The 14,004-nt window shown below is 42.0% G+C and carries 10 protein-coding genes; all 10 read left to right on the top strand.

Features of this window, described 5'->3' with window-relative positions; genetic code table 11:
- The first annotated feature begins 8 nt into the window (after positions 1-8).
- Positions 9-3,149 (top strand): TAT-variant-translocated molybdopterin oxidoreductase, encoded by a 3,141-nt coding sequence (locus MQE36_RS02740; protein ID WP_242937670.1) that lies wholly within the window; start codon positions 9-11, stop codon positions 3,147-3,149.
- 35 nt (positions 3,150-3,184) lie between these two features.
- Positions 3,185-4,576, top strand: a complete 1,392-nt coding sequence (gene nrfD / locus MQE36_RS02735) for an NrfD/PsrC family molybdoenzyme membrane anchor subunit (protein WP_242937669.1) — start codon at positions 3,185-3,187, stop codon at positions 4,574-4,576.
- Positions 4,569-5,093 carry a DUF3341 domain-containing protein gene (locus MQE36_RS02730; protein WP_242937668.1) on the top strand — a complete coding sequence of 175 codons (525 nt, stop codon included), beginning with the start codon at positions 4,569-4,571 and terminating at the stop codon, positions 5,091-5,093. The genes nrfD and MQE36_RS02730 overlap by 8 nt, the downstream gene beginning before the upstream one ends.
- Before the next feature lie 7 nt (positions 5,094-5,100).
- Entirely contained in the window at positions 5,101-5,658 is a 558-nt protein-coding gene (locus MQE36_RS02725; protein ID WP_242938805.1) for a c-type cytochrome, read from the top strand.
- A 31-nt stretch (positions 5,659-5,689) separates the two neighbouring features.
- On the top strand, positions 5,690-7,003 hold the full coding sequence (locus tag MQE36_RS02720) for a quinol:cytochrome C oxidoreductase (protein ID WP_242937667.1): 1,314 nt from the start codon (positions 5,690-5,692) through the stop codon (positions 7,001-7,003).
- Positions 7,004-7,036: 33 nt separating this feature from the next.
- Entirely contained in the window at positions 7,037-8,095 is a 1,059-nt protein-coding gene (locus tag MQE36_RS02715; RefSeq protein ID WP_242937666.1) for a cytochrome c oxidase subunit II, read from the top strand.
- Between the two features lie 47 nt (positions 8,096-8,142).
- The gene (locus tag MQE36_RS02710; protein WP_242937665.1) at positions 8,143-9,939 is read left to right on the top strand and encodes a cytochrome c oxidase subunit I; all 1,797 of its coding nucleotides are present in this window, start codon (positions 8,143-8,145) and stop codon (positions 9,937-9,939) included.
- Between the two features lie 72 nt (positions 9,940-10,011).
- Positions 10,012-11,034: a Holliday junction branch migration DNA helicase RuvB gene (ruvB, locus tag MQE36_RS02705; RefSeq protein WP_242937664.1), complete on the top strand. Its 1,023-nt coding sequence runs from the start codon at positions 10,012-10,014 to the stop codon at positions 11,032-11,034.
- 235 nt (positions 11,035-11,269) lie between these two features.
- On the top strand, positions 11,270-12,646 hold the full coding sequence (locus tag MQE36_RS02700; protein ID WP_242937663.1) for an FAD-binding oxidoreductase: 1,377 nt from the start codon (positions 11,270-11,272) through the stop codon (positions 12,644-12,646).
- Positions 12,647-13,005: 359 nt separating this feature from the next.
- A complete protein-coding gene (gene queG, locus MQE36_RS02695) occupies positions 13,006-13,944 on the top strand; it encodes a tRNA epoxyqueuosine(34) reductase QueG (protein WP_242937662.1) in 939 nt (312 codons plus the stop codon).
- The last annotated feature ends 60 nt before the right edge of the window (positions 13,945-14,004 follow it).

Below are 14,004 nucleotides of genomic sequence, written 5' to 3'. Positions count from 1 at the left end.
ATAATAACATGGCGTCAAACAAGAAATACTGGAAAAGTGTCGAGGAGCTGAATGCAGATAGCTCTATCGTTGAAACGCTTAAACAGAATGAGTTTGTACAGGAGATACCGGTAGATGAATTTTTAGGCGATAAAGAAAATCTTGATTCGTCTTCAACTTCTCGACGAGACTTCTTAAAATATGTCGGATTCAGTACAGCGGCAGCAACATTGGCTGCTTGTGAAGGTCCGGTGAAAAAATCGATTCCTTATGTGGTTCAGCCGGAGCAAATTCGTCCAGGTGTTGCTAACTATTATGCTACTGCAATTGCCAATGGTTATGATTTTGCGAATGTGTTGATCAAAACACGTGAAGGAAGACCGATTAAAGTTGAAAGTAATAACGAAGCTAAAGTTGGCGGTGGTGCGAATGCGCGAGTTCATGCGTCGGTTTTAGATTTATATGATAGCTTACGGGTACAATCGCCTAAATCTGCCGGAGAAAATGTTTCCTGGGAAGACTTGGATGCAGCGGTTGTTGCTAAATTAAACGCGTTGGCCTCAGGAGGAAAGCAGATTGTTTTGTTGACTCAGACTTTTGCAAGTCCTTCAACCTCAAAATTGATTTCGGAGTTTGCTTTGAAGTACGGTAATGTGCGTCATGTGGTGTACGATGCTGTGTCGAATGATGCTGCTTTAGATGCATTTGAGGCTAAATACGGAACAAGAGCTTTGGCTGATTATGATTTTTCAAAAGCTGAAGTGATCGTTTCTTTCGGTGCTGATTTTGTAGGAGACTGGCAGGGTGGAGGCTATGAGTCGGGTTATGCTAAAGGACGTGTTCCTGCCAAAGGGAAAATGTCACGTCATGTCCAGTTCGAGTCAAATATGACGTTATCCGGTGCAAATGCGGATAAGCGTATTCCTCTTACTCCGTCGCAGCAAAAAAAGGCACTTGCCAAGTTTTATGGGTATCTGACCGGAACTTCAGTTTCGGCCGATCTGCCGGAAGCTGTTGATGCTGCTTGTAAAAGTGCAGCTGCCCAGGTAAAGGCTAAAGGAGCTAAAGCGGTTGTTGTTACAGGTATCCAGGATGAAAATGCACAAGGTCTCGTGTTGGATATAAACGAGATGTTGTCAAGCAGGGCTTTTGATAAAGATGCGCCTAAGCTTGTAAGGCAGGGTAATGCTAAGAAAATGGCTTCGCTTGTGGCCGATATGAATTCAGGTAAAGTAGGGGCGCTGATTATGAGCGGGGTTAATCCTGTTTACACATTGCCGAATGCATCTGAGTTTGTTGAAGGCTTGAAGAATGTTGATCTGTCTGTGGCTTTTTCTATGAAAGAAGACGAGACGTCAGCACTGGCTACTTATATAGCTGCGGCCCCTCACTATTTGGAGTCGTGGGGTGACGTAGAAATCAAGAAAGGGTATTGTAGCCTTATGCAGCCTACAATAAGACCTTTGTTTAATACCCGTCAGTTCCAGGATTCATTATTAAAATGGACAGGAAGTGATGTTTCTTATTACGATTATATAAAAACCAACTGGGAAGCTTCAGTCTTAAACGGTTCGTCATGGAATAAAGCATTGCACGACGGGTTCTTTATGACCGGATCCCGGGCTCAGTCACAAGGTGATATGACTGAGGTTGTTGCAGCTCCTGTTAATGCAGATGGAGCGTCCGGAGATTCAGCGATAGAAGGAGAAGTAGTAGCTCCTTCAGTGGGGAATATGCTCAGGGCACTGGCAAGTACTGCCGATGCAGGTATGGAATTGGTTCTTTATGCTAAAACAGGTATGGGAGACGGACAACAGGCCAATAACCCATGGTTGCAAGAGTTTCCTGATCCGATATCAAGAGCTTCGTGGGATAACTATTTAACCGTGTCCAAGGCCGATGCTGAAGTGCTTGGTCTTGAGAACTGGCACGTGGCTAATGGTGGGCTTAATGGTAATTATGCCAATATTACCGTAAATGGTGTTGCAGTAAACAATATCCCTGTTCTGATCCAGCCGGGTCAGGCTAAAGGTTCGGTCGGACTTTCATTGGGTTACGGAAGAACGAAAGGCTTAAAAGCAGCGATGCAGACCGGAGTAAATGCTTATGCCTTGTATCAGGGCTTTAATGAAGTACAGGGGGTTACGATAGAAAAAGCTGGTGGTGAACACGAGTTTGCTTGTGTTCAGCTTCATAATACTTTAATGGGTAGAGGGGATATCGTTAAAGAAACGACCCTTGAAATATTTAATACGAAAGACGCTAAAGACTGGAATCATACGCCAAAAGTGTCTCTTAACCATCAGGAGGTAGAGGCTACTTCGGTAGATCTTTGGGATGAGTTTGACAGATCAATCGGGCATCATTTCAATTTGTCGATAGACCTGAATGCCTGTACGGGATGTGGGGCGTGTGTTATAGCATGTCACGCTGAAAACAACGTTCCTGTAGTAGGTAAGAGTGAAGTGAGAAAGTCCAGGGATATGCACTGGTTGCGTATTGATAGATATTATTCTTCTGAAGATACCTTTGCGGGTGATAATGAAAAGAAAGATAATATCTCCGGTGTCGGAAGTTCAATGAGTGAGTTTGGCGAAATGGAAGATCCTGCGGCCAATCCTCAGGTAGCATTCCAGCCGGTAATGTGTCAGCACTGTAATCATGCTCCTTGTGAAACAGTATGTCCGGTGGCGGCAACTTCACACGGTCGACAAGGTCAGAACCATATGGCATATAACCGTTGTGTGGGTACTCGTTACTGTGCTAACAACTGTCCGTATAAAGTTCGTCGTTTTAACTGGTTCCTGTACAATAATAACGATGAGTTCGATTTCCATATGAATGACGATCTTGGTAGAATGGTATTGAATCCGGACGTTGTAACCAGGTCGCGTGGTGTTATGGAGAAATGTTCTATGTGTATTCAAATGACACAGAAAACAATTCTTGATGCGAAACGCGATGGTAGAGAAATCAAAGATGGTGAATTCCAGACAGCTTGTTCTGCGGCTTGTAGTTCGGGAGCAATGATGTTCGGAGATGTGAACGATAAGGATAGTAAGATTGCCGAATTAAAAGAAAGCGATCGTATGTACCACTTATTAGAACATGTTGGAACCAAACCAAATGTTTTCTATCACGTGAAGGTGAGAAATACAAACGAAGCATAATTAATTACTAATACAAGAAACAATTATATAAGGATATGGCGTCGCATTACGAAGCACCTATACGTAAACCCTTAGTAACCGGAGATAAATCTTATCACGATGTGACAGTTGATGTTGCAAGGCCGGTTGAAGGAAGAGCAAATAAGCAGTGGTGGATTGTTTTTTCAATTTCTTTAATTGCCTTTCTATGGGGATTAGGGTGTATTATATACACCGTTTCAACAGGTATAGGTACCTGGGGATTAAATAAAACAGTTGGATGGGCCTGGGATATTACCAACTTTGTATGGTGGGTAGGTATCGGTCACGCAGGAACACTGATTTCAGCAGTATTGCTCTTGTTCCGTCAAAAATGGAGAATGGCAATTAACCGTTCTGCTGAAGCAATGACAATTTTCTCGGTAGTTCAGGCCGGATTGTTCCCGATTATCCACATGGGGAGACCTTGGTTAGGATATTGGGTACTCCCGATCCCAAACCAGTTCGGGTCGCTATGGGTTAACTTTAACTCGCCGTTACTTTGGGACGTATTTGCGATCTCAACGTATTTGTCGGTGTCGTTAGTGTTCTGGTGGACAGGTTTACTTCCCGATTTTGCAATGATCCGCGATAGAGCAGTAAAGCCATTCCAGAAGAAAATATACAGTCTGATCAGTTTTGGTTGGAGTGGAAGGGCAAAAGACTGGCAGCGATTTGAAGAAGTATCTCTGGTGCTGGCAGGTTTGGCTACCCCGTTGGTACTTTCTGTACACACCATTGTATCATTCGACTTTGCTACTTCGGTTATTCCGGGATGGCATACGACGATCTTCCCTCCTTACTTCGTTGCAGGAGCGATCTTTTCAGGTTTTGCAATGGTGAATACCTTGCTTATTATTATGAGGAAGGTATGTAATTTAGAAGATTATATCACAGTACAACATATAGAGTTGATGAACATCGTTATCATGATCACAGGTTCGATCGTAGGTTGTGCCTATATCACAGAATTGTTCATCGCATGGTATTCAGGAGTTGAGTACGAACAGTATGCCTTCTTGAATAGAGCTACCGGACCTTATGCTTGGGCTTACTGGGCTATGATGACCTGTAACGTGTTTTCACCGCAGTTCATGTGGTCTAAAAAACTAAGAACAAGTATTATGTTCTCTTTCATTATCTCGATTGTGGTAAATATAGGAATGTGGTTTGAGCGTTTTGTGATTATTGTTACATCACTGCACCGCGATTACCTTCCATCTTCATGGACTATGTTCTCGCCAACATTCGTAGATATCGGAATTTACGTGGGTACTATAGGATTCTTCTTCGTGTTGTTTCTTCTTTATGCAAGAACATTCCCTGTAATTGCACAGGCCGAAGTGAAGACTATTTTGAAATCATCTGGAGAAAAGTATAAAAAACTAAGAGACGGCAACCATGAGTAATAAAGTTGTACAAGCCTTATATAATGACGATGATGTTTTATTAAGTGCTGTTAAGAAAGTTAGAGCAGCTCATCATCATATCGAAGAAATATACACGCCATTCCCTGTGCACGGCCTGGATAAAGCCATGGGACTGGCTCCAACAAGAATCGCCATAGCTTCTTTCTTGTACGGATGTTTGGGGTTAACGGTTGCTATCACGATGCTTAATTTTATAATGATAGAAGACTGGCCTCAGGATATCGGAGGTAAACCAAGCTTTAGCTTCCTCGAAAACCTTCCGGCATTTGTTCCGGTTATCTTTGAGCTAACAGTTTTCTTTGCAGCGCACTTAATGGTGATCACTTTTTACCTGAGAAGTAAATTATGGCCATTTAAAGAAGCTGAAAACCCTGATGTAAGAACAACAGACGACCATTTCTTAATGGAAGTTTCATTACACGGAAACGAAGATGAATTAACTGCATTGTTGAATGAAACAGGGGCAGTTGAAGTAAAAATATCTGAAAAGCACTAATACAATGATGAAGAGCTTTGTTAAAATAGGAATTGTTTTTGGTATAGCTGCATTGGTTTCTTCTTGTGCAGATGAGTCGAGACCCAATTATCAGTTTATGCCTAATATGTACGAGTCTGTTGGATATGAACCTTATCAGGAGTCTGCCGCTTTCCGGAACGGAGTTGAGGCTCAGTTGCCTGCTGAAGGCACTGTGAACAGAGGTTGGATGCCTTATGATTTTCCAAATACGGAAGAAGGTTATCTTGATGCTAAGACCAATTTATTAAGTCCGTTAGATTCTGTTAATGTGGAAGCTGATATGGCCAAAGGAAAAGAATTGTTCGGTATTTACTGCTCAATTTGTCATGGCGATAAAGGCGATGGTCAGGGAACATTGGTGAAAAGAGAGAAGTTTTTAGGTGTTCCTAGCTATGCAGACAGGGAAATTACTGATGGAAGCGTATACCATGTTATCTACTTCGGTAGAAATTCAATGGGCTCACATGCTGCTCAGTTGAATGAAAAGGAAAGATGGCAGGTAACCTCTTATGTAATGAAACTAAAGGGAGACTTAACAAAATAAATAATCGAATTAAGGATATATTGTTTTAGATATGTACACGTTTTCAAGTAAATTAAGGACTGGTGCTTTTGTTTTGATGATACTTGGTCTGTTGGCCTGGGGATACGGATTCATTTCCGCACCTACTACTGTAGAAGAAGCCAAGGCAATGGTAGTCGACGCTCATCACGGAGATAACCATGGTGAGGAAGCTGCTCATGCTACAGCATCGCACGATGCTCATGCTGCTGAAGATCATAGTGCTCACGATGAACATTTGTTACATCAGTTACAAAATAAACCATGGGCTGCATTATATGTGGCGGCATTCTTTTTTATGATGATTGCATTAGGGGTGTTGGCCTTTTATGCAATACAAAGAGCTGCACAAGCAGGATGGTCCCCGCTATTGTTCAGGGTGATGGAAGGTATAACGGCTTACCTCTTACCTGGTGCGGCAATAGTTTTTGTTATTCTGGTACTCTCAGGGATGCATTTAAACCACTTGTTCATATGGATGGATTCTGAAGTAGTTGCGCATGACGAATTAATTCAGGGTAAGACAGGTTTCTTGAATGTGCCTTTCTTCCTTATAAGAGCTTTGATTTATATAGCCGGTTGGGTCGCTTACCGCCATTTCTCAAGAAAGTTCTCAATTGCTCAGGATACAGCTGAAGATGACAGCTACTTTAAAAAGAACTTCAGAATTTCTGCAGGATTCTTGGTTTTCTTCCTTGTATCTGAGTCTATGATGTCTTGGGATTGGATTATGAGTGTTGATCCACACTGGTTTAGTACCTTATTCGGATGGTATGTGTTCGCCAGTATGTTTGTGTCTGGGATCACTGTTATAGCACTGATAACAATATACCTGAAGTCGAAAGGATATTTAGAACAAGTCAACGACAGTCACTTGCACGATCTTGCGAAGTTTATGTTCGCGATCAGTATATTCTGGACCTACCTTTGGTTCTCTCAGTTTATGTTGATCTGGTATTCAAATATTCCGGAAGAAGTTACATATTTTGTAACAAGGCTTGAAGACTACAAGTTACCGTTCCTGGGAATGTTGGTAATGAACTTTGTATTCCCGTTGCTGGTACTGATGAACAGCGATTACAAACGCGTTAACTGGTTTGTAGTAATGGCGGGTATTGTGATTCTTTTAGGACATTATATCGATATTTACGTAATGATTATGCCGGCTACTGTGGGAGATCAGTGGTACATCGGAATAGCAGAGATCGGAGCTGTATTGTTCTTCTTAGGACTATTCATTTATGTTGTATTCACTGCGCTTACCAAGGCTCCGTTAACGCCTAAGCGTAACCCATTCATTGAAGAAAGTAAACACTTTCATTATTAATTAGAAATTAAATAGTAAACAGGAAATAATAACATGACTGCTTTATTAACTATTATAGTTCTCGTACTGGTAGCCATAGCCATCTGGCAAATGACTAAGATATTCGAATTGTCGCAAGCAAGTGCGGATAATTCACAAATTGCAAGTGATAAGGATAACAAGCTAAACGGTTACCTGATGTACGGCTTCTTGGTATTCATATACTTGCTGACCATATATTCACTGTGGAAATGGGGAGGAGTGGTTTTAGGAACCCCTGCTTCTGAACATGGTAAAGATTATGACAACCTGATGCTGATTTCATTAGTGCTGATTTTTATCGTACAGTTTATCACACAGGCGTTGTTGCATTATTTTGCATATAAATACAGAGGTGAAAAAGGGAAAAAGGCACTGTTCTATGCAGATAATGATAAATTAGAGTTTATCTGGACCATCATCCCTGTTATTGTACTGGCAGCATTAATCCTTTACGGACTGTATACATGGACGAAAGTGATGGATGTTACCGATGAAGAAGATCCGATTGTTATCGAATTATATGCACAACAATTTAACTGGAAAGCCCGTTATGCAGGGGCAGATAACGTATTGGGTGATGCTAACGTACGTCTGATCGATATGGACAAAGCAAACATCCTCGGTTTAGACGAGTCTGATCCTAACGGACAAGATGATATTATCTCGACTACGGAGATTCATATTCCGGTAGGGAAGAAAGTATTGTTCAAAATGAGATCGCAAGATGTTCTTCACTCTGCCTATATGCCTCACTTCAGGGCGCAAATGAACTGTGTTCCGGGAATGATTACCCAGTTTGCGTTTACACCTACTGTGACAACAGAAGAAATGAGACAGGATCCGGGGATAGTTAAGAAATATAAGAACATTAATAAGCTCAGGGCAGAAAATGCACAGGCAGTTCAAGACAGGGGGCAAGAGGTTAATGTTGAGTTCGATTACATATTGTTATGTAATAAGATTTGTGGTAAATCGCACTACAACATGCAGATGAAAATTGTAGTAGAGACTGAAGAAGAGTATAAAGAGTGGCTTGGCCAGCAAAAGACCTTCGGGGAATCTGTACAATAATTAAAAGTAAATTACGAATAACGATATTATATAAATAGATAAAGATTATGTCAGCAACAGCACACGATCACGGGCATCATCATAAAGAAACTTTTGTTTCTAAGTACATTTTCAGCCTTGATCATAAAATGATTTCTAAGCAGTATTTAATTACTGGTTTGATCATGGGATTCATAGGTATTGCAATGTCATTATTATTCAGAATGCAAATTGCATGGCCTGGAGAATCATTCCCTGTGTTCGAAGCTTTATTAGGTAAATGGGCTCCCGACGGAGTAATGGATGCAGATATATATTTGGCATTGGTAACTATGCACGGAACGATCATGGTGTTCTTCGTGCTTACAGCAGGGTTGAGTGGTACATTCAGTAACTTGTTGATACCTTTACAAATCGGTGCGAGGGATATGGCATCGGGATTCCTGAACATGGTTTCTTACTGGTTGTTTTTCCTTTCGAGCGTTATTATGGTGATCTCTTTATTTGTTGAGGCAGGTCCTGCGGCAGCCGGTTGGACAATCTATCCGCCGTTAAGTGCATTGCCGATGGCTCAGGGAGGTTCAGGAGCAGGGATGACACTTTGGTTGGTGTCTATGGCTGTCTTTATTGCATCGTCTTTATTAGGTTCACTAAACTATATTGTAACGGTATTGAACTTAAGAACAAAAGGAATGTCTATGACCAGATTACCCTTAACTATCTGGGCATTCTTTATTACTGCTATTATCGGGGTTGTTTCATTCCCGGTATTACTTTCAGCAGCGTTGTTATTGATCATGGATAGAAGTTTCGGTACTTCGTTCTTCTTATCAGACATATTTATTCAGGGGGAAGTGTTACATTACCAGGGAGGGTCTCCGGTATTGTTCGAGCACTTGTTCTGGTTCTTAGGACACCCGGAGGTTTATATTGTTATTTTACCTGCAATGGGTATAGTTTCTGAAGTAATGGCCACCAATGCGCGTAAGCCAATCTTCGGATATAGAGCGATGATCGCCTCTATTCTCGCAATTGCCTTTTTATCAACGATCGTTTGGGGGCACCATATGTTCGTATCCGGTATGAACCCGTTTTTAGGATCGGTATTTACTTTTACAACATTATTAATCGCAATTCCATCTGCTGTAAAAGCATTCAACTGGATAACCACATTGTGGAAAGGTAACCTGCAGTTCAATACAGGGATGTTGTTCTCAATCGGTATGGTATCGACATTCATTACCGGAGGTTTAACAGGTATTATTCTGGGAGACAGTGCATTGGATATCAATGTGCATGATACGTATTTCGTAGTGGCTCACTTCCACCTGGTGATGGGTATTTCGGCAATCTACGGATTGTTCGCCGGGGTATATCACTGGTTCCCTAAGATGTTTGGGAAAATGATGAATAAGAACCTGGGTTATGTTCACTTCTGGTTAACAGCAATAGCAGCTTACGGAGTATTCTTCCCAATGCACTTTGTTGGAATGGCCGGTTTGCCTAGACGTTACTATGAGAACACGGCTTTCCCTATGTTTGATGACCTGACAGATATCCAGGTAGTAATGACTTCATTTGCCTTATTGGCGGGTGCGGCCCAGTTAGTATTTGTATACAATTTTATCCATAGTATCTTCTATGGTAAGAAAGCTACGCAGAACCCTTGGAATGCTACTACCTTAGAATGGACTACTCCTGTAGAACACGTTCACGGTAACTGGCCGGGTGAAATTCCTGAGGTACACAGATGGGCTTATGACTATAGCAAGACCAATGAAAATGGTGAATACGTACTGGCAGGTCAGGACTTTGTTCCGCAAACAGTGCCGTTGCAGCCAAACGAAGAAGAATTGAATCATTAGAATTCAACCGATATAATATAAAGCCCTTTCGAAACTGAAAGGGCTTTTCTTTTTGTGTTATATTTGCGTTGTATGAATGAGTATTTAGATCCTACCGGAGAGCAGTTTTCTCCTGATGAAGTCGATATAGAAAAAGCACTCAGACCCTTGTCTTTCGATGATTTTACAGGACAGGATCAGGTGCTCGAAAACCTTAAGGTTTTTGTCGAAGCTGCCAACCTGAGAGGAGATGCGCTCGATCATACCTTGTTTCACGGTCCTCCGGGATTGGGGAAAACCACCCTCGCTCATATTCTTGCCAGCGAATTGGACGCAGGTATTAAAGTGACATCCGGTCCGGTATTGGATAAACCCGGAGATTTGGCCGGGTTACTAACGAACCTCGAAGACCGGGATGTTCTGTTTATCGATGAGATCCATCGCCTGAGCCCGATAGTAGAAGAGTATTTGTACTCTGCTATGGAGGACTTTCGTATAGATATTATGATCGAAAGCGGGCCTAATGCGCGAACCGTTCAGATCAACCTGAATCAGTTTACTTTGGTAGGGGCAACTACACGTTCAGGACTTCTTACAGCGCCTATGAGAGCCCGTTTTGGTATCAGTAGCAGGTTACAGTATTATACTACAGAATTGCTGGCTGATATTGTCCAGCGTAGTTCTTCTATCCTTAAAGTGCCTATCTCCATGGAAGCTGCTATCGAGATTGCGGGAAGAAGCAGGGGGACTCCCCGTATTGCGAATGCCTTATTGCGCAGGGTGCGTGACTTCGCTCAGATCAAGGGTAACGGGAAAATCGACATAGAGATCGCAAAATATGGTTTAAAGGCTTTGAATGTCGATGCGCATGGCTTAGATGAAATGGATAATAAAATTCTGTCTACCATTATCGACAAGTTCAAGGGAGGTCCTGTAGGTATTACGACATTGGCTACCGCTGTTTCTGAAAATGCAGAAACCATCGAGGAGGTCTATGAGCCTTTTCTTATTCAACAAGGCTTTATAATCCGTACTCCCCGTGGTCGTGAGGTGACAGAGCTCGCTTATAAGCACCTCGGGCGCGTTAAAGGAGGAATGCAGGGTGGATTGTTTTAATGTGTGTCTTGCTTTTTTGTTGTTAATTGTTTGATAATGTGTTATTTTTGTGTTGGTGTGTGGTTCTTGCATACTGCTCCAGCGTTTCTCTCGGCTTAATTTATTTATGGTGTAAACCTTTCTTTTCGGAAATTTTTATGGTTTGATCTTGACAGCCTTTCCCCAACAGGTAAGATGACGGTTCTTATGCTACTTTAATTTTAAATGAAATTTATTCACGCTAAAAACCAATCAAATGGAAATCGTCCAACAGGTAGATGTATTAAAAGGGGCTGTAAGGGGCCAGGTGATCCTTCCGGAAGACAATGAATATGCTGAAGCCAGAAAGTTATACAATGCAATGATAGATAAAAAGCCGGCTATAATTGTTAAGTGTGCAGATGTTGCCGATGTCATAGCCGCAGTAAATTATGCAAAAGAAAATAACATGCTTGTTGCAGTTAGGGGAGGCGGGCATAACGGAGGTGGACTTGGTTCTTGTGATGACGGACTTTTAATTGATCTGTCCGGAATTAAATATGTTCATGTCGATACCTCCGATAATACAGTCAGAGTAGGTGGTGGTAACGTATGGGGAGATGTAGATCATGCTACACATCCATATGGATTAGCTGTTCCGGCTGGTATCATTTCGACAACAGGAGTTGGAGGTCTGACCTTGGGCGGGGGCGTTGGGCATTTGTCAAGAAAATATGGTCTCACAATCGATAACCTGTTGGAAGTCGATATGGTCTTGGCCGACGGTAGTCTGGTCGTTGCTAATAAAGATCAGCATACGGACCTGTTTTGGGCGGTGAGAGGAGGCGGAGGTAATTTTGGGATAGTAACCTCCTTTAAATTTCAGGCTCATATGTTGAAAAACGTAATCGGAGGCCCGACATTATGGCCGGTAGAAAAGACGGAAGAAATAATGCAATGGTACCATGATTTTATTCATAAAGCTCCGGAAGAATTAAACGGCTTCTTTGCTACTTTAATTATACCCGGGCCACCATTTCCGGAATTCCTTCACAATAAAAAGTTTTGTGGCGTAGTCTGGTGTTATGCAGGCGATGATCAAACAGTTTTCGACAAATTGTTCACCCCTGCTCGAGCGTTAAAACCAATTTTTGAGCATGTCGGACCTATGCCGTATCCGGCAGTACAGACCATGTTTGACGGATTGCTTCCTCCCGGGTTTCAATGGTACTGGAGAGCGGATTTCTTTAATGATCTGGGAACTGACGTAAGGGCAATACATAAGAAACATAGCCTGAAACTGCCAACCCCTTTGTCACAAATGCATTTATACCCGATTACGGGTGCCGCAGCCAATCCCGGGTTAACCGATACGGCATGGGCTTACAGAGATGCTAAATATGCCGGGGTTATCGTTGGTATTGATCCTGATCCGGCCAATGCCGATAAAATAACTAATTGGTGTAAAGCTTATTGGGAAGATTTACACCCCCATTCATCAGGAGGCGCTTATCCTAATTTTATGATGGATGAAGGTCAGGAAAGGGTGAAAGCAAGTTACAGGCAAAACTATGAACGTTTGACGAAAGTGAAATCAAAATATGACCCTGGTAACTTTTTTAGGGTGAACCAGAACATCAGGCCGGCATTATAATTACCCGATGATCGAGATTTAAATGCTCCGACGCTTGTCCTTGTGAAATGTTTCTGAAAGAATTTCAAGGGGCTTGCCCTTATGAAATCCTCCTGAACGGAATTACATAGGGCTTGTGCAGAAGAGCTTTTTAGGTTTTCTTTATAAAGCTTCGGGAGCTTGCTCCGATGTGGTTGACTGAGGTCTGAATAAGGAGTTCCTCCTGTTGTTGAAGTCTGGATACGCTCTAATACTTTGTGTTTTGGCTACCCGAAACGCTCGCATTCAGACGGATGTCTGTATCAAAAAATCAAAACGCCTTTTATCAGGCGTTTTTTTACATTATTGTACCTTAGCGTCCTGATTGTAAAAGTTAAGGAGTGATCCAACGAGAGAAATATACAGAACTGATAAAATCCGAAGCCAGGCGCCTCGGGTTTTTGTCATGTGGTATCTCTAAGGCAGAATTTCTGGAAGAGGAAGCCCCGAGACTTGAAAGTTGGCTGGGTAAGAATATGCAAGGTGAAATGCATTATATGGAAAATCATTTCGATAAGCGTCTCGATCCGCGAAAGTTGGTAGAAGGCTCCAGGTCTGTGATATCCATGCTTCTTAATTATTACCCTGAAGAGGTGCAAAAGGACCCCGAAGCACCTAAGATATCCAAATATGCTTATGGAACGGATTATCACTTTGTAATAAAAGATAAGTTAAGGCAGTTGTTGAATTTTATTCAGGAAGAGATTGGCGAGGTGAGTGGCCGCGCTTTTGTAGACTCGGCACCGGTTATGGATAAGGCCTGGGCCGCTAAAAGTGGTTTGGGTTGGATAGGTAAAAACTCTAATTTACTTTCTAAACAGGTGGGTTCGTTCTTTTTTATAGCAGAGCTGATTGTAGACCTGGAGCTGGTATATGACAGCCCTGTTACCGATCATTGTGGTAATTGCACTGCCTGTATAGATGCCTGCCCTACACAGGCCATAGTAGAACCCTATGTGGTAGATGGAAGTAAATGTATATCGTATTTTACGATCGAACTGAAGAATGAAATCCCGCAAGATGTCCGCGGTAAGTTTGATAACTGGATGTTTGGTTGTGATATATGCCAGGATGTATGTCCGTGGAACCGTTTTTCAAAATCCCATAATGAGCCGCTTTTTAATCCTGATCCTGATTTGCTTTCCATGACGAAAAAAGACTGGAATGAGATAACTGAAGATGTTTTTCGAAAGATTTTTAAAAAATCTGCTGTAAAGCGCACGAAATTCTCCGGACTTAAAAGAAATATCAACTTTCTTAACGTAAATAAAACGGAATAATTTCTTTAAATCCTGAAGCCGATTCTTTATGAAATAACTCATTTCAAAAGTTTACTCGAT

This window comes from Zhouia spongiae, assembly GCF_022760175.1.
In the GTDB taxonomy this organism is placed as follows: Bacteria; Bacteroidota; Bacteroidia; order Flavobacteriales; family Flavobacteriaceae; genus Zhouia; species Zhouia spongiae.
The sequence above is the reverse complement of the archived record's forward strand: the minus strand, read 5'-3'. Positions and strand labels throughout refer to the sequence as shown.

Coding starts and splice junctions, on each gene's coding strand:
- MQE36_RS02740 (WP_242937670.1), top strand. CDS start 9: ATGGCGTCAAACAAGAAATACTGGAAAAGTGTCGAGGAGCTGAATGCA.
- nrfD (WP_242937669.1), top strand. CDS start 3,185: ATGGCGTCGCATTACGAAGCACCTATACGTAAACCCTTAGTAACCGGA.
- MQE36_RS02730 (WP_242937668.1), top strand. CDS start 4,569: ATGAGTAATAAAGTTGTACAAGCCTTATATAATGACGATGATGTTTTA.
- MQE36_RS02725 (WP_242938805.1), top strand. CDS start 5,101: ATGAAGAGCTTTGTTAAAATAGGAATTGTTTTTGGTATAGCTGCATTG.
- MQE36_RS02720 (WP_242937667.1), top strand. CDS start 5,690: ATGTACACGTTTTCAAGTAAATTAAGGACTGGTGCTTTTGTTTTGATG.
- MQE36_RS02715 (WP_242937666.1), top strand. CDS start 7,037: ATGACTGCTTTATTAACTATTATAGTTCTCGTACTGGTAGCCATAGCC.
- MQE36_RS02710 (WP_242937665.1), top strand. CDS start 8,143: ATGTCAGCAACAGCACACGATCACGGGCATCATCATAAAGAAACTTTT.
- ruvB (WP_242937664.1), top strand. CDS start 10,012: ATGAATGAGTATTTAGATCCTACCGGAGAGCAGTTTTCTCCTGATGAA.
- MQE36_RS02700 (WP_242937663.1), top strand. CDS start 11,270: ATGGAAATCGTCCAACAGGTAGATGTATTAAAAGGGGCTGTAAGGGGC.